We start from the raw sequence: 22,093 nt of genomic DNA, 5'->3' as shown, positions 1-22,093 counted from the left end.
GAAGCGCGCGGCATCCCGCTTCCGTTTCGCCCGACGGGCTGGTAAGGGCGACGGCCATGGGCACATTCACCATCCTGCTTGGCGGCGAGCTTATCCGCACGCCCCGGCTCGAACGCCAGATCGCTGGCTCGCGCGTCATCGCCGCCGATGCCGGCATCGGCCATGCCCGCATGCTTGGCCTGATGCCGGAGCTTTGGGTCGGCGATTTCGACTCGGTACCGGCGAACCTGCCGGATGATCTCGCCGCGGTGCCCCAAAAAGTTTTCCCGGCCGAGAAGGACATGACCGATGGCGAGCTCGCCATAGCGGAAGCGCTTCAGCGTGGCGCCACCAGCCTCGTGTTGGCCGGCGCCTTCGGCGGCAAGCGCGCCGACCATGCCTTCCTGCATCTGGCGCTGGCCGTGCGGCTGGCCGAGGCTGGCACGACCGTGCTGCTGACCAGTGGCGCGCAGGAAGGCGCTCCCATCCTGCCCAGCAAGGCCAGCTTCGACTATGACGACGGCACCTTGTTTTCGGTGCTCGGCTTTTCCGACCTGTCCGGCCTGACGGTCACCGGCGCCAAATGGCCGCTCGACCGCGTCGAGGTGGCGTTCGGTTCCTCGCTCACTATATCAAATGAGGTCAAAGGGCAGCTTGGCATCGCGCTGGAGCGCGGCCGGGCCCTGCTTCTGGCCCACCCCTATCCTCTTCCAGAAAGTTGACATGGCGCCGCCACTCCTCAACCTCGACGGCATTAAACTGACTTTCGGCGGCACCCCGCTGCTCGACGGCGCGGCGCTCAGCGCATCCGCCGGCGAGAAGATCGCGCTGGTCGGACGCAACGGCTCGGGCAAGTCGACGCTGCTCAAGATCGCCGCTGGGATGATCGAGCCGCAGGATGGCGAGGTGTTCCGCCAGCCCTCGGCCACGGTCCGCTATCTGCCGCAGATGCCGGACATGGACGGCTTCGCCGACGTGCGCGCCTATGTCGAGGCGGGCCTTGGCCCAGCCGACGATCCGCATCGCGCCACCTATCTGATGGACCATCTTGGCCTGACCGGCGAGGAGCGGCCGAACGACCTGTCCGGCGGCGAGGCGCGCCGCGCCGCCCTTGCCCGCGTCATGGCGCCGGAACCCGACATCCTGCTCCTCGACGAGCCGACCAACCATCTCGATCTTTCGGTGATTGAATGGCTGGAAGAAGAGCTCGCCCGTACCTCCTCCGCGGTGATCCTGATCTCGCATGACCGCCGGTTTCTCGAGCGCGTCACGCGCGCCACTGTCTGGCTGGACCGCGGCCAGACGCGGCGGCTGGACAAGGGCTTTGCGCATTTCGAGGAATGGCGCGACCAGGTGCTGGAAGAGGAAGAGCGCGACCAGCACAAGCTCGGCCGCCAGATCGTGCGCGAGGAACATTGGCTGCGCTATGGCGTGACCGCCAGGCGCAAGCGCAACATGCGCCGCCTCGGCGAGTTGCAAACCATGCGCCAGCGCTTCCGCAGCCATCGCGGCGCAGAGGGCACCGCGACGATGGTGGCCAGCGACGCCGCCGAATCCGGCAAGCTGGTGATCGAGGCCAGGAACATCGACAAGAGCTTTGGCGATCTCACCGTGGTCAAGGGGTTCTCGACCCGCATCCAGCGCGGCGACCGCGTCGGCCTGGTCGGCCCGAACGGCGCCGGCAAGACGACATTGTTGAAGATGCTGACCGGCGAGCTGGCGCCGGACGCCGGCACCGTGCGGCTTGGCGTCAATCTCGATATTGCGACGCTCGATCAGAAGCGCGAGGCCGTCGATCCGCAGGAGACGCTGGCGCATTACCTCACCGACGGACGCGGCGAGAACCTTGTCGTCAATGGCGAGCAGCGTCATGTCGTCTCCTACATGAAGGATTTCCTGTTCAAGCCGGAGCAGGCCCGCACGCCGGTGCGCGAGCTTTCCGGCGGCGAACGCGCGCGACTGCTTTTGGCCCGCGTGCTGGCCCGGCCGGCGAACCTTCTGGTGCTGGATGAGCCGACCAACGATCTCGACATGGAGACGCTGGAGCTGCTGCAGGAGCTTGTCGCGGGGTTTGCCGGAACCGTGATACTGGTCAGCCACGACCGCGACTTCCTTGACCGCACCGTCACCAGCGTGATCGCGCCGGACGGCGGCGGCCGCTGGATCGAATATGCCGGCGGCTATTCCGACATGCTGGCGCAGCGCGGCGGCTCCAGGCTGGAAGACCGCAAGACAAGGTCCAAGACCGAGGCGAACGAGGCTGGACCGAAAGCCGAACCGTCGGCGCCCAAAGGCGCCGCGAAAAAGCTCTCGTTCAAGCAGAAATTCGCACTGGATTCGCTGCCTAAGAAGATCGAAGCGGTGACGGCCTCGATCTCGCGACTGGAGAACAACATCGCCGACCCCTCCTTCTACGAGCGCGACCCCGCCTCGTTCCAGAAGACTATCGCCGCGCTCGACAAGGAGCGCACGACGCTGGCGGCACTCGAGGAAGAGTGGCTGGAACTGGAGATGCTACGCGAAGAGATGGAAGGGTAGGCTTGCCTGCACGTTCTATGCGCTTATATTATGCGCATGGAATAGAGAGGCTGCCGTGCTCCAATCAACTGCGAAACCGCAACGCAAATCGGTAAACACCTCGATCGATTCGAGATTGATCGAGGAGGCCAAGGCATTGGGTATCAATATGTCCCGCGCCGCCGAGCAAGGAATCGCCAAGGCAATTTCTGCCGAGAAGATCCGTCGCTGGCAGGAGGAGAACAAGGAAGCGCTCGAAAGCTCTAACGAATACGTCAAGCGTAACGGTCTGCCTTTGGCCAAGTACCGGCTGTTTTGATGGCTCGCTACGATTTCTACCGAAGCACGGGAAGCGACGGTTATCTCCTCGATGTCCAGTCCGACATACTAGAACAGCTCGATACCAACGTCGTCGTTCCCCTTCTGCCCCCCAACATCGCACCGCTGCCGGCACGCAGGCTGAACCCGATCTTCAGGATCGATGGCAAGGAACACGTTATGGTCACTCAGTTCATTTCGGCTGTGACGGCTTCCGAATTGCGGGCGGCAGAAGGAAACCTTGGCAGGCATCATGACGAGATCGTCGCCGCTCTCGACATGCTTTTTCAGGGATTTTGAGCAGCGGCGCCATTGCGCCACCGCCGCTGCCATCACCCCGATGTCTTCGCCGCCCAGGCCTTCAGCGCCTCGTCAAAAACCTTCTCGCCGGGGATGCCCTTTTCCATGGTGAGCAGGGCGCGGCGTCCGGTCTTGTAGACCACCGGCACGTCGATCCAGGCCTGGCCTCTCAGCAGCGTCAGGTTGGCGTCCTCGTCGGCCTTGGTGTCGTTGAGCGCGACGAGGAAGAAGCCGTCGGCGATCTTGGCCGGGATGCCGATCAGCGGGCTGCCGGCATCCTGTTCGGAACTCTTCATGGCGATGCGCAGGATGTTGTCGACGCCGCCGCCATCGAACCCTTCCGGCGTCAGGAAGATCATCTCGATTATGTGGCTGGCGGGCAGTGTCTGGTCGGTGTTGCGCCGGATCGTCATGCGCAGCTGGATATTCTTGCCCGGGATCGTCGCCTCGGCGCGGATCGCCGGTTCCGGCGGCAGGTCGCCGCCGGGCGATTCCTGCACAAGCGACCACAGGATGCTGCCTGGCTCGGCCGTGCCCTGCTGCGTGCTGGTGCGCTCCTCATAGAAGATCGCCTTCTGCGCGACGGGCACGGTCGCCTCGGCGGTCGCAGGCGCCGGCGCAGCCGGTGTCGTGCCCGCGGGCGGCGGCGTTGTCGCTGCCGCAGGCGGCGTGGCGCCGGCCGCGGGCGGTGTTGCCGCGTTAGCCGCCGGCGGTGTGGTTCCGGCTGCGGGCGGCGGTGGATTGGCAGCGTCGGTCGCCGGCGCCCCGGCGGCAGGCGTCTCAGGCGTCGGCGTGGCCGGAGCAGGCGTGGCCGGAGCAGGCGGGGTCGTCGCCGGCGTCGCCGGCGGCCGCGAGGTCAGCGCCGCGACGGATTCGCCTTCGCCGATCGTGGGCTGTCCGCCGGCCGGGCCGGGATCGGTCTCCTTGCCCTCGGGCGTCAGGCGTTGCGTGAATTTGTTGGTGTCGGCCGCCTCGCCGGTGCCGGACGCAGCCGGCGCGGCCGCCGTCTCCGTCGCCGGCTTGGCCGGAGCCGGCTTGACCAGCGGCTCTGTCGAGGCCGTCTTGCTGCCACCGCCGCCAAGGCCGAAGAGCGACCCGAACGCATTCTTGTTCAGCCATATGCCGTAGCCGCCGCCGGCCAGCACCAGGAGCGCGACGACGGCGGCGATCAAGCCGCCATAGCTGCGCTTGCGCTTTTGCGGCTGTGGCCGCAGGCGCTGGAAGGTATCGGCCGCCGGCTGCTCGTCATTGGCGAAGACATCGCTGCCGTCATCGGCATCGTCCATGCCCGCCAGGCCTACATCGTCTTCGCGCGGCGACGGCATCGGCGGCGGCGCCTTCTGCCAGGCTGGTTCCGCCTTTGGCACGGTCTGCCAGTTCGGCTCCGTCCTTGCCGTGTTCTGCCAGGCTGGCTCGTCCTTCGCAGGGGTTTGCCGCGCGGGTTCCGCCTTCGGCCCGCCTTGCCAACTTGGTTCGGTCCTGGCGGGCGCGGGCGACGGCCTGAACGGCTCAGACTTGAACGGATCCGGCTTGGCGGGCTCCGGCGCCGCCGGCTGGCGGGAATGGCTCGGCTGGTTCTTGTTGCGGTCGATGGAGGAGAAAATATGCTCCAGCTCCGCCAGCGGATCCTCGGCCGGAACGCGTTTGACATACTCGCGCTCGACACTGGAAATGGCGTCTTCTAGCGAGCGCTTCTGCTTGCTGACGACATCGGGCGCAAGCGGCGGGGAATACTCGGCCAGTTTCTTTGCCAGCACGGCGCGGGCGCCGTCGTATATCTGCTTGCGCACCTCGAACGAAGGGTCGGCCTTCTTGTCGAGCTGCTTTTTCAGAACACTAACGAAATCTGCCATGCGTCAGGTGACCTGCATTCTTTTCCCGCCGGCCGCAAATCAGCCATAGCGCCGGGAAGGGCTGTGAAACTAGTCTTGAAATGGGTCGGTCACAAGTATTGTGTCGTCCCGCTCGGGGCTGGTGGAGAGCAACGCCACGGGGGCACCGATCAGCTCCTCGATATGGCGGACATATTTGACGGCTTGCGCCGGCAAATCGTTCCAGCTTCTGGCGCCGGCCGTGGTTCCCTTCCAGCCTTCGAGCGTCTCGTAGACGGGCTCGACCCGCGCTTGCGCGCCCTGACTGGCCGGCAGGTAATCGATCGTCTCGCCGTCGAGGCGATAGCCCGTGCAGACCTTGATCTCGTCGAGCCCGTCGAGCACGTCGAGCTTGGTGAGAGCGATGCCCTTGATGCCGTTGACGGCGACGGCCTGGCGCACCAGCACGGCGTCGAACCAGCCGCAGCGGCGCTTGCGGCCGGTGACGACACCGAACTCGTGGCCGCGCGTGCCGAGGAACTCGCCGATCTCGTTCATCTGCTCGGTCGGGAACGGCCCTTCGCCGACGCGCGTCGTGTAGGCCTTGGTGATGCCGAGCACATAGCCGAGGACGCCGGGGCCTACGCCCGAACCGGCGGCGGCCTGCCCGGCCACGGTGTTGGACGAGGTGACGAAGGGATAGGTGCCGTGGTCGATGTCGAGCAGCGTGCCCTGCGCGCCCTCGAACAGGATGCGTTCGCCGGCGCGGCGCCTGTCGTCGAGCACCTTCCAGACGCGGTCCATGTAAGGCAGGATCTCGGCGGCCACCGAGGTCAATTCCTGCATGATCGCCTCATGCGTCGCTTCCGCATGACCGAGCCCGCGGCGCAGCGCATTGTGATGCGTCAGCAGCCTGTCGACCTTCAAGGGCAGCGTTTCCAGATCCGCCAAATCCATCACCCGCACCGCGCGCCGGCCCACCTTGTCCTCATAGGCGGGGCCGATGCCGCGTCGTGTCGTGCCAATCTTGGTTCCTGAATTCGAGGCTGCGTCTTCGCGCAATCCGTCCAGCTCCCGGTGCAGGGACAGGATAAGCGCGGTGTTTTCGGCTATTTTCAGGCGTTCCGGCGTGACCTCCACGCCCTGCTCCTTGAGCTTCTTGGCTTCGGCGACGAAGGCATGCGGATCGAACACCACGCCGTTGCCGATGATCGAAAGCTTGCCCTGTCTGACCACGCCGGAGGGCAGCAGCGACAGCTTGTAGACCTTGCCGTCGACGACCAGCGTGTGGCCGGCATTGTGGCCGCCCTGGAAGCGCACGACCACATCGGCCCGTTCCGACAGCCAGTCGACGATCTTGCCCTTGCCTTCGTCACCCCATTGCGAGCCGACGACCACCACATTGGCCATGTTCTTTTCCCTTGAAATGCCGCGCGGGCGGCCTGAAACGACAGGCCTCTATAGCGTCAAGCGACGGCTGGCGCGACCCTTTCTTTGCCGCCGAAACCACCGTTGGAGCATGACCCGAACCGAAGGCCGGCGAACCCAAAAAGCGGGAACCGGCTTCCGCAAGTGACCATGCCCCTCAAGGACTTGGATCAAAATGACGCCAACGCCGAGACCTCAACCTGGTCCAGGCACAACAAATTCCGGCTTTCGCATCATTTACTTGCCGCCGCCGCCACTCTAGGCCGGGCCGAACCCTCGAGCACCCGCAGGGCCGGAACCTCCATGCACCGAGCCGCCTATCTGTTCCTTCTGTCGACCATGCTCTTGTGGGGCGGCAATTCGGTGGCGGGCAAGCTTGCCGTCGGCCATGTCTCGCCGATGACGCTGGTGTTCCTGCGCTGGGTGATGGCGGTGCTGATCCTGCTGCCCATTGGCTGGCGGACGCTGCGTGAGGATTGGCCCGAAGTGCGCAGGCACTGGAGGCTGCTTGCCGGGCTCGGCGCTTGCGGCTTCACCATCTTCAACGTCATCTTCTACACCGCGCTCAACTACACGACCGCCATCAATGTCTCGATCGAGCAGGCAGCCATCCCGATCGTCATCATTCTTGCCAATTTCGTGCTGTTCAGGCTGCGCGTGCAGCCTCTGCAGATCGTCGGCGTCGTGCTCACCATCGCCGGCGTCGCGCTGACGGCAAGTCATGGCGACCTCGGCCAGCTGCTGAAGCTCGAGCTCAATTTTGGCGACGCCATCATGCTTGTGGCGGTGCTTTGCTACAGCCTCTATTCGGTGGGACTGCGCCTCAGGCCGGCAATCCGCTGGCAAAGTTTCATGCTGGCGCTGTCGATTGCCGCGCTGCTGGTTTCCCTGCCCTTCTTCGTCTGGGAGGTCGCGTCTGGCCGCGTCATCGTGCCGGACGCCCGTGGCCGGGCGCTCACGCTCTACACGGCGCTTGGCGCTTCGGTCGTCTCGCAGGTCCTCTACATCAAGGGCAACGAATTGATCGGCGCCAACCGCGCCGGCCTGTTCATCAATCTGGTGCCGATCTTCGGCACGTTGCTTTCGGTGCTGATCGTCGGCGAGCAGTTTCAGGCGTATCAGGCCTTCGCGCTGGCGCTTGTCCTCGGCGGCATTGCGCTTGCCGAGTACAGCGGCAGCCGAGCAGCGCTGCAGACGGGGTGAATATCTCAACTTCCCGGCAAGCGGCCATCGGGTGACAGCCACCTCATGAATGCCCCGCCTGCTGATGCAAGCGGGGCGTTTTCACGTCCGGACGTTACTCGCCGCCGACGTCGAAGCGCAGCCGCTTCGCCGAGTCGATCGACTTGTGCGCGCGTACCTGCTCCAGCACACTTTCCGGGAAGGGCGCATCGAGATAGAGCAGCGCTATCGCATCGCCGCCCGGTCGGTTGCGGCCGAGCTGGAAGTTGGCGATGTTGACGCCGTTCTCGCCGCACACCGTGCCGAGCAGGCCGATGATGCCGGGCGCGTCGGCATTGGTGGTGTAGAGCATGTGCTGGCCGACCTCGGCATCGAGATTGATGCCCTTGATCTGGATGAAGCGCGGCTTGTGGTCGGAGAAGCAGGTGCCGGCGATCGAGCGCGTCATATGCTCGGTCTTGACGGTGAGCTTGATATAGCCGTCGAAAACGCCCGACTTGTCGCGCTTGACCTCGGCGACGATGATGCCGCGCTCCTTCACCATGATCGGCGCCGACACCATGTTGACATCGGAGACCTGCGGCCGGATGAGGCCTGCAAGGGCAGCGCTCACCAGCGCGCGCGTGTTCATCGTCGCGGTCGAGCCGTCGAACAGTATCTCGACCTCCTTGATCGGATCCTCGGTGACCTGACCGACAAAGGCGCCGAGCACTTCGGCAAGCTTGACGAAGGGTTTCAGCCGCGGCGCCTCCTCGGCTGTGATCGAAGGCATGTTGATGGCGTTGGAGACCGCGCCCTTGATCAGGTAGTCGCTCATCTGCTCTGCAACCTGCAGCGCGACATTCTCCTGCGCCTCGGTGGTCGAGGCGCCGAGATGTGGGGTCGCCACGACATTCTCCATGCCGAACAGCGGGTTGTTCTCGGCCGGCTCGACCTCGAACACGTCGATGCCGGCCCCGGCCACCTTGCCGCTCTTCAGCGCCGCGACCAGGTCCGCCTCGACGACCAATCCGCCGCGGGCGCAATTGATGATGCGCACGCCGTCCTTCATCTTGGCGATCGCCGCCGCGTCGATGATGTTGCGCGTCTTGTCGGTCAGCGGCGTGTGCAGCGTGATGAAGTCGGCGCGAGCGAAGAGCTCGTCGAGCTCGACTTTCTGGACGCCGAGCTCCTCGGCGCGGCTGTCCGACAGGAACGGATCGAAAGCGATCACATGCATCTTCAGCCCGACGCCGCGCGTGGCGACGATCGAGCCGATATTGCCGCAGCCGATCACGCCCAGCGTCTTGCTGGTGATCTCGACACCCATGAAGCGGTTCTTTTCCCACTTGCCGGAATGGGTCGAGGCATTGGCTTCCGGTATCTGCCGCGCCAGCGCGAAGATCATCGCCACCGCATGCTCGGCCGTGGTGATCGAATTGCCGAAGGGCGTGTTCATCACGATGATGCCCTTGCGGCTGGCGGCCGGGATATCGACATTGTCGACGCCGATACCGGCGCGGCCGACGACCTTGAGCCTGGTTGCCGCATTGATCAGCTTCTCGGTGACCTTGGTCGCCGAGCGGATGGCGAGGCCGTCATACTGGCCGATCACCTCGGCGAGCTTTTCCTTGTCCTTGCCGAGATCGGGCAGATAGTCGACGTCGATGCCGCGATCCTTGAAGATCTGCACGGCGGTGGTGGAAAGTTTGTCCGAAACGAGAACGCGGGGCGCCATTGCGGCCTCCTTGACGTGGGAATAGATGTGTCGGGAACTGGCGGCCCGCGGGCCGCCATGAAACTCAGGCCGCTGCCTTGAGCGACGCCTTCTGCGTGGCGAAGGCCCAGTCGAGCCAGGGCAGCAACGCTTCGAGATCGGCGGTCTCGACGGTGGCGCCGCACCAGATGCGCAGGCCGGGCGGGGCATCGCGGTAGGAGCCGATGTCGTAGGCGACGCCTTCCTTGTCGAGCGCGGACACGATCCCCTTGGCGAAAGCCACCTGGCTATCGGCGTCGAGCGCCGCCACTTGCGCGTCGGTGAAGGAGAGGCACACTGATGTGTTCGAGCGCGTCGCCGGATCGACGGCGAGGTGGCCGAGCCACGTCGACTTCTCAGCGAACCGGTCGAGCACCGCGGCATTCGCGTCCGCGCGGGCGATCAACGCTTCCAGGCCGCCGATCGACTTCGCCCAGCGGAGCGCATCGAGATAATCCTCCACGCACAGCATCGACGGCGTGTTGATGGTCTCGCCCTTGAAGATGCCCTCGATCAGCTTGCCGCCCGAGGTCAGGCGGAAGATTTTCGGCAGCGGCCAGGCCGGCTTGTAGGTCTCCAGCCGCTCGACGGCGCGGGGCGACAGGATCAGCATGCCATGCGCGCCCTCGCCGCCCAGCACCTTCTGCCAGGAGAAGGTGACGACATCGAGCTTCTCGAAATCGAGCCTTTGCGCGAAGGCGGCCGATGTCGCGTCGCAAATGGTCAGGCCCTTGCGGCTCGCGGGAATGAAATCGCCGTTCGGCACGCGCACGCCCGAGGTCGTGCCGTTCCAGGTGAAGACCACGTCGCGGTCGAAGTCGACCTGCGCCAGATCGGGCAGCTCGCCGTAGCCGGCCTCGAGCTTGCGAACATCGGCGAGCTTGAGCTGCTTGACGACATCGGTCACCCAGCCCGAGCCGAAGCTCTCCCAGGCGACCATGTCGACGCCGCGCTCGCCTAGCAGCGACCAGAGCGCCATCTCGACCGCGCCGGTGTCCGACGCCGGCACGATGCCGATGCGATAATCTGTGGGAACCTTGAGGATTTCGCGCGTTAGCTCGATAGCCTGCTCGAGCTTCGCCTTGCCGATCTTGGCGCGGTGCGAGCGCCCGAGCGCGGCGGCTTTCAGCGCCTCGACCGACCAGCCGGGGCGTTTTGCGCAGGGACCTGAAGAGAAATTGGGGTTTGCCGGACGGAGTCCGGGCTTGGTAAGCGTCGTCATCGTGGTCTATCCTTCCAGATAGTGGCCCCTCGTTGGGGAGGGGTGGCCCACGGACGGCGATATGCGCTCAGAGCTTCGGCGTCAAGAGCAAAGTTTTTGTCGCGGACGGGATATTCGCTCCAACTCGCGCTCGATCCGAAAGGAGAACGGCGGGCCCTTAGGACCCGCCGTCGAAACCTCTCAGCCTGCGTGGCTCACCAGAGATCGTAACGCAGCCCAAGCTTGATCTGATGATTGCTGATGCCCTTGTGGACAGGGAAGGAATTCAGGCTTGCGGCCGTGACATATTCGGCCTCGGGCGCGGAGAAATACTGATAGCCAAGGTCGATCAGAACATTCTTCGAGACCTGGTAGGCAAGGCCGGCGTTCAATGTGTAGGCCAAGGAATATTTTGTTTTGCTGCTGCGCCGAGAGAAGTCGTCGCTTGCATCCCCGTTGTCGGTGAAATAATCCGCCGAAAGACTGTATTTGCTTTGAACGATACCAATACCCGCGCCGATATAGGGCGTGATGCCGACATATGTGCCAAGATCGACATAGCCGTTCAATATGCCTGAGAAGGCATAGTTCTTGAGGTTTCCATCTCCCACGGTCGCCGTTGCCGGTGCCACCACGGTTGCTGTGTCGTCATAGCTGAAGCTGGCTTTGTTGCCGGGCAGGTAGCCGAGGTTGATGTCGGCGCGAAGGTAATCGTTGAAATGATATCCGAAGCCGATGCTCGCGAAATACGCGTCCTCGCTCTCGCTAAAACTTTCGCTGGCGATCGTCGACGGGAAGGTGAAATCCCCGTTCTTGAAGCTCTTGTTCGCCAGATACGAGACATCGCCGCGCAGGTACCAGCCCGAGCCGATCTCGACCGGCTGATAGTCCGGCGCCTGATCGACATAGATCGGCGGATCGTAATCGGCCGCAAGCGCCGGCGTCATCGGCAACAGGATGATTGCGGCAAGCGCTGACGCGATACGCGATCTTGATATCATGGTCCCCGGCTCCTGAAATTGGCGCCAGCCGCGAACGCGGGCGCCGTTTCAAGAGCCATTGTTAACTATAGTGGTTAAGTGGCGGTTAAGGATAACAGCCCGTTACCGAATTGATTTCAATCAACATTTATCGGCGACGCATAAACGAAAGCCGCCAGGCTGGCGCCGGGCGGCTTTGAAATTCCAGGATTCAGGAAGCGATTACTTGGTGTAGATCGGTTCCGGTTCCGGCTGATAGGCGACCACCGGTGCGGCGCAGCCATTGTTGCCGCCGAACTGGTAGCGCAGGCCGCCGCGCACTTCATGCGTGTTTATGCCATGATCGAACCCCGGCCCGGAGCTGGTCGAATCGAACTCGAACATGCGGCCGCCCTGGATGTGGGTGAAGCGATAGCCCGCATCGAGGATCACCCTGTCGGTCAGGCAGTAGGAAGCGCCCGCCATGAGAGCGTAGGCGAAGCGCCAGTTGGATGACCCCGGATTGGTCTCGGTGGTGTTCGGATCGTGGACCGTGTCCCACTTGATGTGCGCGCCGCCGATGCCGGCGCCGACATAAGGCGTGATGCCGTGCCAGGTGCCAATATCCACATAGGCGTTGGCGAGCAGCAGTAGGGCGCTCATCCTCGACACTTCGGTTGATGTCGTGGTGAGGTCCGAGGTCTGGCCGTTGAAGTTCGATTTGAACCAATAGTCGGCAGTCAGATCGGTACGGAAGTAGTCGTTGACTTTGTAGCCGACACCGCCGCCTACCGAGAAGCCACCCTTTAGCTTGCCGAAATCGAAATCGTTGGTGCCGGGCGGTGGTCCGTATGTGATGTAGTCGATGCCACGCAAAGTCGACTTGTGATAGTCGATGTCGCCACGGATATACCAGCCGCCGACATCAATCGGCTGCGGTTCGACTACCGGCGGTGGAGCTTCTTCGATTTGCGGTTCCGCGAGGTCGGCGGCGAGAGCCGGTCCGGCTATCCCCGCGAACAGCGCGGCAAGCAATGCCATTCTTGCTGTCTTGAACATTCTGTCACCCCTAAGAAGCCTCGGGACGACATCGCCCGAAGATGATTGACCTCGGGTTTGGATAATGAATTGCAAAGGTTAAAAGCCGTTTAACCGTACCGATTAACCACGAATCTATACAATTTTAGAGCGAACGCCGTTGTCCGATCTGCCCGCCCGGCGACCAAAAGCCCGCCTGGCGGCGGGCTTGCGGATTTAGAGGAACTGCGGGACGGCGTTCAGGCGGCGCTGCGGGTGTCCTGCAGGATGCCAACGATATCGTTGACGACCGCTTCGACCAGCTGTGGATCATCGCCCTCGGCCATGACCCGGATGAGCGGCTCGGTGCCGGAGGGACGGATCACCAGGCGGCCGGCTTTGCCAAGCCGGTTGCGCGCATCCTCGATGGCCGCCTTGACCGCAGCTTCCTCCAGCGGCTTGCCGCCGGAGATGCGGACATTCTTCAAGAGCTGCGGCACCGGCTCGAACTTCTTCGACAATTCGCTGACCGGCCGGTTCTGCCGCTTGATGCAGGCCAGCACCTGCAGCGCCGAGACCAGGCCGTCGCCGGTGGTCGAGAAATCGGACAGCACGATATGGCCGGACTGCTCGCCGCCGACATTCAAGCCATGCGCGCGCATGTGCTCGACCACATAGCGGTCGCCGACCTTGGTGCGGTGCAGCTGCAGCTTCATGTCGCCAAGAAAGCGTTCCAGCCCGAGATTGGACATCACGGTGGAGACGACGCCGCCGCCGGCCAACCGCCCGCTCTGGTGCCAGGACTCGGCGATCAAGGCCATGATCTGGTCGCCGTCGACGATGGTGCCGTTCTCGTCGACGATCACCACCCGGTCGGCATCGCCGTCGAGCGCGATGCCGATATCGGCGCGCACCTCGTGCACCTTCTTCTGCAGGCCGGCCGGATGGGTCGAGCCGCACTCCTTGTTGATGTTGAAGCCGTTCGGCTCGACATTGATCGCCACCACCTCGGCGCCGAGCTCCCACAGCGCCTCGGGCGCCACCTTGTAGGACGCGCCGTTGGCGCAGTCGACGACGATCCTCAGCCCAGAAAGCGACATTGAGCGCGGCAGCGTGCGCTTGGCGAATTCGATATAGCGGTCATGCACGCCGTCGACGCGCTTGGCGCGGCCGAGCCCGTCGGAATCGGCGAGCGCCAGCTCGATGTCCTTGTCGAGCATGCCTTCGATGCGTTCCTCGATCTCGTCGGAAAGCTTGTAGCCGTCGGGACCGAACAGCTTGATGCCGTTGTCGTAGTAAGGATTGTGCGAGGCCGAGATCATCACCCCGATGTCGGCGCGCAGCGAGCGCACCAGCATGGCGACCGCGGGCGTCGGTATGGGGCCGAGCAGGAACACGTCCATGCCGGCGGCGCACAGGCCCGCCACCATGGCGTTCTCGATCATGTAGCCGGAAAGCCGCGTGTCCTTACCGAGCACGACGCGATGGCGATGATTGCCGCGCTGGAAGGAGAGCCCGGCGGCCATGCCGACGCGCATGGCGACCTCGGCCGTCATCGGAAATTTGTTGGCGCGTCCGCGGATACCGTCGGTGCCGAAATACTGACCTGCCATGTGTCTCAAGTCCCCGTCGGTTTTTCAGCCGCCCGTTTTGCCACAGATTGGGCCGCATCCGATCATCAAATTTCGTGATTGTATATTACCAATTCTTAGAAAAACATTGTAGCGGGCGATGCAAGCGATTCGACAGCCTGTCACCACCTTTGACGTGGCGGCGCTATACCTGCCGGTGCGAGGCTTGTCGGCGCCCTGTTCCCGGCAAAGCCTGGCTGGCGGCGAACCGGCAGGCAATTCATCACCTTATCGCGAATAACACACTTTGTGAGAGCGCCTGTGCCGGAAGCATCTGGCGCAACCGGACATTGAGAGCTATTGATTTGGCATAGGGACACTTATTGGCGGCAGCAAGGGAGAAAACGCCATGCTTATTCATAGACTTGCAGCTTTGACGGGTATCGCCGTCGCAACCTTGTTCCTGGCGGCGCCGGCCAACGCGCTGACCATGGCCGAGTGCAGCACCAAGTATAACGCGGCCAAGGATGCGGGAACGCTCGCCGGCCAGACCTGGAACCAGTTCCGCAAGGCCCAGTGCGGCAGCGACGCCACCGCGACCGACACCAAGGCCGCGACCGACACCAAGGCCGCGACCGATACGAAGGCCGCCGACACCAAGCCCGCCAAGAAGACGAAGGCGGCCGCCGCTGCCGACGACGCGGCCAAGGGCCTGAGCTCCAAGGAGTGCAGCGCCAAATACCAGGCTGCAAAATCCGCCGGCACGCTCAACGGCATGAAGTGGAACGACTTCCGCAAGGCCGAGTGCGGCCCTGGCGCAACCGCTGCGGCTGCCACCGCCCCCGCCACCAAAACCGCCACGACCAAGACCTCGACCGCCGCTGCCGATGGCGGCAAGGGCCTGACCATGGCCGAGTGCAGCACCAAGTACCAGGCTGCGAAGACCGCCAACAAGCTGAACGGCATGAAGTGGAACGACTTCCGCAAGGCCGAATGCGGCGCAGGTGCCGACGATGACGACACCGTGCCTGCGCCGACTGAGGCGACTTTCACGAAGGAACCGGCCAAGCCGACTGTGACCGCTCCGAAGGGCGTCACTTTCCCGGCCGCCATCTCGCCGAAATTCGCCAACGAGACCCCGGCCAAGGGCCGCATGCATACCTGCCTCGAGCAGTACTATGCCAACAAGGATGCCAACACGCTGAACGGCCTGAAGTGGATCCAGAAAGGCGGCGGCTTCTACAGCCTCTGCAACGCCAAGCTGAAGAGCTGATCGCCTAATTATTCGAAGGGAAAAGGCCCGCGCGTCGCAAGATGCGCGGGCCTTTTGTTGCAGGCGAAGACGCCCGCGGCCTTGCTCGCATCTGCATAAGGCGGGACTGTCGGCATCGTCAATTTGCCCACACTGCCCATCGCCAGGTTTTGTCGGCAGCTCGCAAAGATTCCGGTTGAACATATAGGGAACAAACAGTATACAAAAAGATGTCAAACTTATCATCAATCAGGAGGGTCTCAATGTTCAGTTTGAAATTGTCGGCGTTGGCTGTGACGGCATTGGTCGCTTGGAACGCCTCACCTGCGAGCGCGCTGACGATGAAGGAATGCAGCGAGACCTATCGGGCGGCCAAGGAAGGCGGCACTCTGAACGGCATGGACTGGGCCGCTTTCCGCAAGGAGAAATGCGCGACGTCCGCCGCGGAGAGCGTCAGCCCGGATCCGGTCACATCCGCGGAGCAGCAGAAAACGGAAACCAGCGCGGCGGTCGTCCCCACGGTAGCGCCGGCGGGCGTGACATTCCCAACCACCCTCGCCGCCGAGTTCAAGACCGAAAAGCCCGCTAAGGCCCGGATGAAGACCTGCCTGCAGGGTTACCACAACAACAAGGAAGCGGGTACGTTGAACGGCCTTCGCTGGATCCAGAAAGGCGGCGGTTACTACAGCCTCTGCAATGCGCGGCTGAAAGCTGAATCATAAAATCAAATACGGCGGATAAAGCGGTTCACCGTTTTTCCCGCAGACGTTGAGCCATCATCCTCGGGAGTATCTGGGATCTGCTGTTGGGCGATATCTACGCGCCAGGACGAGGGAAGCCTTGCCTTGTCTCCAATGCAAACAAAAACGCCGCGGAGCAAGCCGCGGCGTTTCTCGATCAGTCTTTCGCGCACCACCTCAGCTTGACGGCTGCGGCTCCATGCCGCCTTCGGGCTCGGGGCCCTTCTTGCGGCGGCCGCCGGTGCCGGCCTTCGGCACGGCCGAGCCGCGGCTGGGCGGGGTGTCGTCGCCGAGGTCGCGGGCGGGCTTGTTGCCCGCGATCAGCTGCTTGATCTCGTCGCCGGACAGCGTCTCGTATTCGAGCAGTCCTTCGGCGAGCGCGATCCACTCCTTCTTCTTCTTGGTCAGGATGGTCTTGGCGGTCGAATAGGCGTCGTCGATCAGGCGCCGCACCTCGGCGTCGATGATCTGCGCCGTCTCTTCCGAGATGTTCTGGGTGCGCGCCACCGAATGGCCGAGGAAGACCTCTTCCTGGTTGTCGCCATAGGCGACGTGGCCGAGCTTGTCGGAGAAGCCCCAGCGCGTGACCATGGCGCGCGCCAGCTTGGTCGCCTGCTCGATATCGGAGGAGGCGCCCGACGTGATGTTCTCCTTGCCGAACTTGAACTCTTCGGCGACGCGGCCGCCCATCATGATCGCAAGCCGCGAGATCATGTACTTGTAGCTCATCGAATACCGGTCGCCTTCCGGCAACTGCATGACCATGCCGAGCGCGCGGCCGCGCGGGATGATGGTTGCCTTGTGCAGCGGATCGGCCGACGGCACGTTGAGCGCCAGGATCGCGTGCCCGGCCTCGTGATAGGCGGTCAGCTCCTTCTCGGCCTGCGTCATCGCCGACGAGCGGCGCTCGGCGCCCATCATGATCTTGTCCTTGGCGTCCTCGAACTCGGCCATGGTGACGAGCCGCTTGTTGCGGCGCGCCGCCATCAGCGCGGATTCGTTGACGAGGTTCATCAGATCGGCGCCGGAAAAGCCCGGGGTGCCGCGCGCAACCACCTTGAGGTCGACATTGGGCGCCAGCGGCACGTTGCGCACATGCACCTTGAGGATCTTCTCGCGGCCGACGATGTCGGGGTTCGGCACCACGACCTGGCGATCGAAACGGCCGGGCCTCAGCAGCGCCGGGTCGAGCACGTCGGGCCGGTTGGTGGCGGCGATGAGGATGATGCTCTCGTTGGACTCGAAACCGTCCATCTCGACCAGCAGCTGGTTCAGCGTCTGCTCGCGTTCGTCATTGCCGCCGCCGAGCCCGGCGCCGCGATGGCGGCCGACCGCATCGATTTCGTCGATGAAGATGATGCAGGGCGCGTTCTTCTTGGCCTGGTCGAACATGTCGCGCACGCGGCTTGCGCCGACGCCGACGAACATCTCGACGAAATCCGAGCCGGAAATGGTGAAGAACGGCACGTTGGCTTCACCGGCGACCGAGCGGGCGAGCAGCGTCTTGCCGGTGCCGGGCGGGCCGACCAGGAGCACGCCGCGCGGGATCTTGCCGCCGAGGCGCTGGAACTTCTGCGGATCGCGCAGGAACTCGACGATCTCTTCGAGATCCTCCTTGGCCTCGTCGACGCCGGCGACGTCCTGGAAGGTGACGCGGCCATGCGCCTCGGTCAAAAGCTTGGCCTTCGACTTGCCGAAGCCCATGGCGCGGCCGGAGCCCGATTGCATCTGGCGCATGAAGAATATCCACACGCCGAGGATCAGGATCATCGGCAACCACGAGATCAGATAGCCGAACAGCGAATTGGAGCCGTCGGTCTCGGGCTTGGCGGTGATGGTGACGTTCTTGTCCTGCAGCCTGGAGACCAGCGACGGGTCGCCGGGCGAATAGGTCTGAAAGCCGTTGGCGTTGTCCGTGTAGTTGCCGAAGATGCGGGCGCCGGCGATGGTCACGCTTTTGACCCGGCCCGACGCGACGTCCTGCAGGAACTGCGAATAGGCGATATCCGTGGTGGCGCCGCGCGTCTGCGGCGTCTGGAAAAGATTGAACAGGGCTATGAGCAGGACCGCTATGATCGCCCAGAGCGCGAGGTTGCGATAATTCGGATTCATCTATTGTCCCGTTGGCGTCCGCGCGCGGACCCGCGATAATGGATTAGCTTGGGCCTAACATAGGGAGAGCGCCCCCCCTTGCCAAGCAGAACAGCACGTATCGGTTAAGCTTTCGCCCACCCTCAACCACCATCATGGCGGCGGAATGGCGGTGCCGGCAACGGCGGCGCGCCGACCAGGGTCGCCGCGGCGGCGGCGGGCTCGATGTCGAAGGACGGCAGGAAGCGCGCGAAAGGAGCCACCGCCGGAGCGATCGAGACCGATCGCGAGCCGGCATTGCCGCCCGCAAAACCAAGGCATTCGCCGGCGGACCACAGCGCGGGCTCCGCGGCAAGCGCGGCGCGCGAAAGGCTCGGCGGGATATCCTCGCTCAAGGGCGCTTTCCCGGCGGCGGCCGCCCCCAGCGGCGCGATCACCAAATCGCCAGGCCCGTCTTTCAAAGTGATGCGCCGCCGATTGTCCCAGAGCCGGTTGTGCTGCGGTGGCGCGGCGGCAGGCAGGTCGCGGTTCTCGCGCCGAAGGAAAATGCCGGTTCGTCGCGCATCGATAACCGTCCGCGACAATGTGGCGCGAAACGGAGCGGACCGCAGGCGCGAAAGCAGCGCCGCGCAGCGCGCCTCGTCGGCGAGAAACAAGACGCCGCCGATGGTGGCCAACAGGATGCGCAGTGCATGGATGGCGGCTTGGCCATCCTCATGTCCGGCAAACTTGCGATCGAGGCGGATGAGGCCCGGAACCGGCCTGCCGGCAAAGGCGTCGATGAGCATGGCGGCGCGGCGGCCGATTTCCCGGCGCTCGAGAGCCGCCTGGCCCGCCCGTGCCAGCGCCTGCGCGACACGCTGTTCGCCGTCGCCCTGAGCGAGCTTCGCCCGCACGCGCGGCCGCTCGAAGCGGGCATCGGCATTGGTCGGATCCTCGATCCAGCCGATGTCGCGAGCCCGCAGCATCTCGCGCAGTGCCGCGCGCCTTGTGCCAAGTAGCGGCCGGACGATCCATGTCCGCCAGTCGAACAGCGTGGCGGGCGCCATGCCGGCGAGGCCCCGGCCCTCATCGTCGCGCGCCTGCCGCATCAGCACCGTCTCGGCCTGGTCGTCGGCAGTGTGGCCGGTCAGGATCAGCTTGATGCCTTCGGCGCCGGCAGCTTCGGCAAGCAGCCGGTAGCGCGCCTCGCGCGCGGCGGCCGCCAGACCGGTCGCGGGCTTGTCGCCGCGCCAGGCAAGAATGCGATGCGCGATGCCGCGCTCGGCGCAGAAGCGTTGAACGAGCCGCGCCTCAGTGGCCGAGTCCGGCCTCAGGTCATGATCGATGGTCACCGCGAGCAGCCTGGCGGCCGATGCCGTCCGGTCGAGGTGATCTTTGAGGAGAAGGAGAAGGGCGGTCGAGTCGCTGCCGCCGGACACGGCAGCAATGGCGCCGGTCGAAAGATCCAGGTCGGAGAAAAGGCAGTCCAAAAGGTCAGGTTTGCTGTCGGGCGTCAGCACGACGCCAGGGCCCTTTCCTGCTTGATGCGTTCCTTGAGGGCGCCGGAAACATCGGGATAGCGCTTGCCGATTTCACTGAAGGTGGCGCAGGCGACGTCGTTCTGCTTCAGGCCGACCAGCGAAACGCCGAGCTTGAGCAGCATGTCGGGCGCCTTCTTCGCCTTCGGATAGTCCTTGCTGGCGGCGAGGAAGACTTCGGCCGCGTCACGGTATTTCTGCTGCCCGAGCAGCGACTCGCCTAGCCAGTAATGCGCATCAGCCGCCTTGGCGTCCTTGGGGAAGCGGGAAATATGGTCGCGAAAACCCTGCTCGGCGGTCGGATAATCGCCCGACAGGATGAATTGGTAGGAATTGCGATAGAGCTCGTCGGGATTGTTGGTCGACGGCAGTGCCGCCACTTCGGTGCCGCCGGACTTGCTCTTCTTGGCCGGCGTTTCGGCGGAAGGAGCGTTTGCCGTGGCCGCGGGAGCTTCCGCCGGCGCGCTGGCCTGCGGGCCGGTCTCGGCATTGACCACGTTGCCGTTCTTGTCGACGGTGATGGTGCCGAAATTCTTCGGCGGCGCGCCGGTGATCAGCTTGCCGGGATCGCCGGTCTGCGATTCCACGATGACGTCGCCAACGCTTTTGCCGCCGTTTTGCGCACCGGTGCCAGCCGGCGGCTGCGTCGCCGGGGCCTGGGCGACGCTATTGTCGGCTCCGGCGTCGCCGGTGCCGGATTGACCGGTGCCGGCATCGCCGAGATTGGTGTTGCCGTTATTGTTGTCCTGGGGCGCGGCTTCCGATTTCTTCTGCCCGGCCGGCTTGGCGCCTCCTTGGCCCTCCAGCTGCTGGAAACGGAACTCATTGTCTTCCTGCTGCTTGCGGATCTGTTCCTGCATCTGCAGGATCTGGAAATTCATCTCCTCGATCTTGCCGTTCAGCTGGCGCAGTTGGTCTTCCAGACCAGTCACGCCGGCGCCGCCCTCCTGTTGTGCGACCTGCGCCTGTTCCGGCTTCTTCTTGTCGCCGAAGATGCCGAGCGTGGGCAGATGGAAGGTGAACCCGCTGTCGGCGGCCGGCCCGGCACTGTCGGCCGGCGCGGCAAGGCTTGGGAGGCTTGATACGAGCAGCAGCGCAAGCGTGCCGCTCAGGACCGTTCTGAAGTGCATTCTGTCTCTCGCGGTGGGTGTTGGCCTGATGCGCCTTTCCAAATCAAACAAGGGAGGAAGCGCCCTCGCGCTCATAGCAGGACGCGAGACTTCGGCCAAATTTTGTTTCGGTTTGTTGCAAAGGAAAAAGGCGGCCCTGAGGCCGCCTTTCATTTTTGGGATGTTGTATTTTTGTCGCCTGGGACGCCGAGCGCCGTTACCGAAAATCGACCGCGATCTTCGGTATCATGCGTCAGGAGCCGGCGCCGGAAAGCGTGGTGACGGCGCGGCGGTTCTGCGACCAGCAGGAGATGTCGTCGCAGACCGCGACCGGACGCTCCTTGCCGTAAGAGATCGTCTTCAGGCGGCCGGCGGAGACGCCCTTGGAGACAAGGAAGTCGCGGGTGGCGGCGGCGCGGCGGGCGCCCAGTGCCAGATTGTACTCACGCGTGCCGCGCTCGTCGGCATGGCCTTCGATGACGATCGCATACTGGCGGTACTGATTCAGCCACTGCGCCTGGCGGGCCAGCGTGGTCTGCGCATCGGCGCGGATCGACGAGGAATCGGTATCGAAGAAGATGCGGTCGCCGATGTTGACGGTGAAGTCCTGCGCCGAACCGGGCGTGGCGGCGCCGGCACCGTTGAGGCCGAGATCGGCCGCGCTGTTCGGGGTTTTCTTCGAGGCGCAACCGGTAATGGCAAGCGCCATCACGAGAGCGATCATCGCCGGGTTTCTGGTAAGTGCTGCGATACGGCCCATGCCGCCTCTCCTTCGCATATGAGTGATTTCGTTGATCACCCAGTAACCACGTTTGGGTTAACCGGCATTCAAGAAACACGGTTAATTTTTGGTTTCGAGCCGCCGTCCGCGACTGCTTGCCCCGCGCTTTACGAAGGGGCGACACTGCGCGCGGACCCTAGGCGGAAATGCGGCCAAAACGCGACCGGGTTGTGAAAAAGGGGAATTGAAGAATTGAGGAATTGAAGAATTGGCGAAAAGGGTCACTTCAATCTCTCCCTTAGATTCACCAGCATTCCATAGATGTGGGCATAGGCTTGCAGCCATTCGTCGCGTTGCCGCTGCGTGATGTAGCCAAGATCAAACGCGTAAGAAATCCACGTTTCCATTTCGCTGCACGATCCCAGAGCCATCGAGATGAACCGCGCGAATTCGGGCCTGGAATGGGTCTGTTTGGCGAAGCCCTCAGCCAGATTGGCGCAGATCGCCTTGCTGGATCGACGCATTTGGTCAGCCAGCGCGTATTGCTCGATTTTCGGGAAAACGAGTGTGCTCTATGGACCTCGAGGGAAACTGCATAAGCACGCCTATAGACCTCCAGATCCTTCGCGCGCTTGATGTAGC

The 22,093-nt window shown here is 63.8% G+C and carries 19 protein-coding genes; 7 read left to right on the top strand and 12 right to left on the bottom strand.

From position 1 onward, the window contains the following. Nucleotides 1-56 precede the first annotated feature (56 nt). From CK219_RS13670 to CK219_RS13655, 4 genes are read left to right on the top strand one after another with little or no spacing between them, the layout of a single operon-like run. Nucleotides 57-701 carry a thiamine diphosphokinase gene (locus tag CK219_RS13670; RefSeq protein ID WP_095767297.1) on the top strand — a complete coding sequence of 215 codons (645 nt, stop codon included), beginning with the start codon at nt 57-59 and terminating at the stop codon, nt 699-701. A 1-nt stretch (nt 702) separates the two neighbouring features. Continuing rightward, nucleotides 703-2,517 carry an ABC-F family ATP-binding cassette domain-containing protein gene (locus tag CK219_RS13665; RefSeq protein ID WP_095767296.1) on the top strand — a complete coding sequence of 605 codons (1,815 nt, stop codon included), beginning with the start codon at nt 703-705 and terminating at the stop codon, nt 2,515-2,517. 55 nt (nt 2,518-2,572) lie between these two features. Continuing rightward, on the top strand, nt 2,573-2,815 hold the full coding sequence (locus CK219_RS13660; RefSeq protein WP_095767295.1) for a type II toxin-antitoxin system CcdA family antitoxin: 243 nt from the start codon (nt 2,573-2,575) through the stop codon (nt 2,813-2,815). Continuing rightward, nucleotides 2,815-3,114 carry a CcdB family protein gene (locus CK219_RS13655; RefSeq protein WP_095767294.1) on the top strand — a complete coding sequence of 100 codons (300 nt, stop codon included), beginning with the start codon at nt 2,815-2,817 and terminating at the stop codon, nt 3,112-3,114. The genes CK219_RS13660 and CK219_RS13655 overlap by 1 nt, the downstream gene beginning before the upstream one ends. A 32-nt stretch (nt 3,115-3,146) precedes the next feature. On the opposite strand, the gene CK219_RS13650 is transcribed toward CK219_RS13655, so the two are convergent. Further along, entirely contained in the window at nt 3,147-4,967 is a 1,821-nt protein-coding gene (locus tag CK219_RS13650) for a hypothetical protein (RefSeq protein ID WP_095767293.1), read from the bottom strand. Nucleotides 4,968-5,036: 69 nt separating this feature from the next. Continuing rightward, nucleotides 5,037-6,335, bottom strand: a complete 1,299-nt coding sequence (locus tag CK219_RS13645; RefSeq protein WP_095767292.1) for an adenylosuccinate synthase — start codon at nt 6,333-6,335, stop codon at nt 5,037-5,039. A 321-nt stretch (nt 6,336-6,656) separates the two neighbouring features. Here CK219_RS13645 and CK219_RS13640 point away from each other — a divergent pair, with 321 nt between their 5' ends. After that, entirely contained in the window at nt 6,657-7,556 is a 900-nt protein-coding gene (locus tag CK219_RS13640; RefSeq protein WP_095767540.1) for a DMT family transporter, read from the top strand. A 94-nt stretch (nt 7,557-7,650) separates the two neighbouring features. Here the strand turns inward: CK219_RS13640 and serA are convergent, their stop codons facing one another. The 5 genes from serA to glmM all read right to left on the bottom strand — a co-directional run bounded on the left by serA (nt 7,651) and on the right by glmM (nt 14,060). After that, complete coding sequence (gene serA / locus CK219_RS13635; RefSeq protein ID WP_095767291.1) at nt 7,651-9,252, bottom strand: phosphoglycerate dehydrogenase; 1,602 nt, start codon at nt 9,250-9,252, stop codon at nt 7,651-7,653. Between the two features lie 64 nt (nt 9,253-9,316). Then, complete coding sequence (locus CK219_RS13630) at nt 9,317-10,492, bottom strand: phosphoserine transaminase (RefSeq protein WP_095767290.1); 1,176 nt, start codon at nt 10,490-10,492, stop codon at nt 9,317-9,319. Between the two features lie 194 nt (nt 10,493-10,686). Beyond that, a complete protein-coding gene (locus tag CK219_RS13625; RefSeq protein WP_095767289.1) occupies nt 10,687-11,472 on the bottom strand; it encodes an outer membrane protein in 786 nt (261 codons plus the stop codon). Nucleotides 11,473-11,673: 201 nt separating this feature from the next. Beyond that, complete coding sequence (locus CK219_RS13620; protein WP_095767288.1) at nt 11,674-12,489, bottom strand: outer membrane protein; 816 nt, start codon at nt 12,487-12,489, stop codon at nt 11,674-11,676. Nucleotides 12,490-12,707: 218 nt separating this feature from the next. Next, a complete protein-coding gene (glmM, locus tag CK219_RS13615; RefSeq protein WP_095767287.1) occupies nt 12,708-14,060 on the bottom strand; it encodes a phosphoglucosamine mutase in 1,353 nt (450 codons plus the stop codon). Between the two features lie 367 nt (nt 14,061-14,427). On the opposite strand from glmM, the gene CK219_RS13610 reads away from it, so the two are divergent. Continuing rightward, complete coding sequence (locus tag CK219_RS13610) at nt 14,428-15,291, top strand: hypothetical protein (RefSeq protein ID WP_095767286.1); 864 nt, start codon at nt 14,428-14,430, stop codon at nt 15,289-15,291. Between the two features lie 242 nt (nt 15,292-15,533). Further along, nucleotides 15,534-15,992 carry a hypothetical protein gene (locus CK219_RS13605; protein WP_095767285.1) on the top strand — a complete coding sequence of 153 codons (459 nt, stop codon included), beginning with the start codon at nt 15,534-15,536 and terminating at the stop codon, nt 15,990-15,992. A gap of 195 nt (nt 15,993-16,187) precedes the next feature. Here the strand turns inward: CK219_RS13605 and ftsH are convergent, their stop codons facing one another. From ftsH to CK219_RS32150, 5 genes are all read right to left on the bottom strand, one after another. Then, nucleotides 16,188-18,122 carry an ATP-dependent zinc metalloprotease FtsH gene (gene ftsH / locus CK219_RS13600; RefSeq protein ID WP_095767284.1) on the bottom strand — a complete coding sequence of 645 codons (1,935 nt, stop codon included), beginning with the start codon at nt 18,120-18,122 and terminating at the stop codon, nt 16,188-16,190. A 122-nt stretch (nt 18,123-18,244) separates the two neighbouring features. After that, the gene (gene tilS, locus CK219_RS13595; RefSeq protein ID WP_095767283.1) at nt 18,245-19,603 is read right to left on the bottom strand and encodes a tRNA lysidine(34) synthetase TilS; all 1,359 of its coding nucleotides are present in this window, start codon (nt 19,601-19,603) and stop codon (nt 18,245-18,247) included. After that, nucleotides 19,597-20,751, bottom strand: coding sequence for a tol-pal system protein YbgF (gene ybgF / locus CK219_RS13590; protein WP_095767282.1), 1,155 nt, complete (start codon nt 20,749-20,751; stop codon nt 19,597-19,599). Before ybgF ends, tilS begins: the two co-directional genes overlap by 7 nt. A 232-nt stretch (nt 20,752-20,983) precedes the next feature. Continuing rightward, on the bottom strand, nt 20,984-21,490 hold the full coding sequence (gene pal / locus CK219_RS13585) for a peptidoglycan-associated lipoprotein Pal (protein ID WP_095767281.1): 507 nt from the start codon (nt 21,488-21,490) through the stop codon (nt 20,984-20,986). 242 nt (nt 21,491-21,732) lie between these two features. After that, a complete protein-coding gene (locus tag CK219_RS32150) occupies nt 21,733-21,975 on the bottom strand; it encodes a four helix bundle protein (protein ID WP_245340473.1) in 243 nt (80 codons plus the stop codon). Nucleotides 21,976-22,093 lie beyond the last annotated feature (118 nt).

It is taken from the genome of Mesorhizobium sp. WSM4313 (assembly GCF_002294725.1).
Taxonomy (GTDB): Bacteria; Pseudomonadota; Alphaproteobacteria; order Rhizobiales; family Rhizobiaceae; genus Mesorhizobium.
The sequence above is the reverse complement of the archived record's forward strand: the minus strand, read 5'-3'. Positions and strand labels throughout refer to the sequence as shown.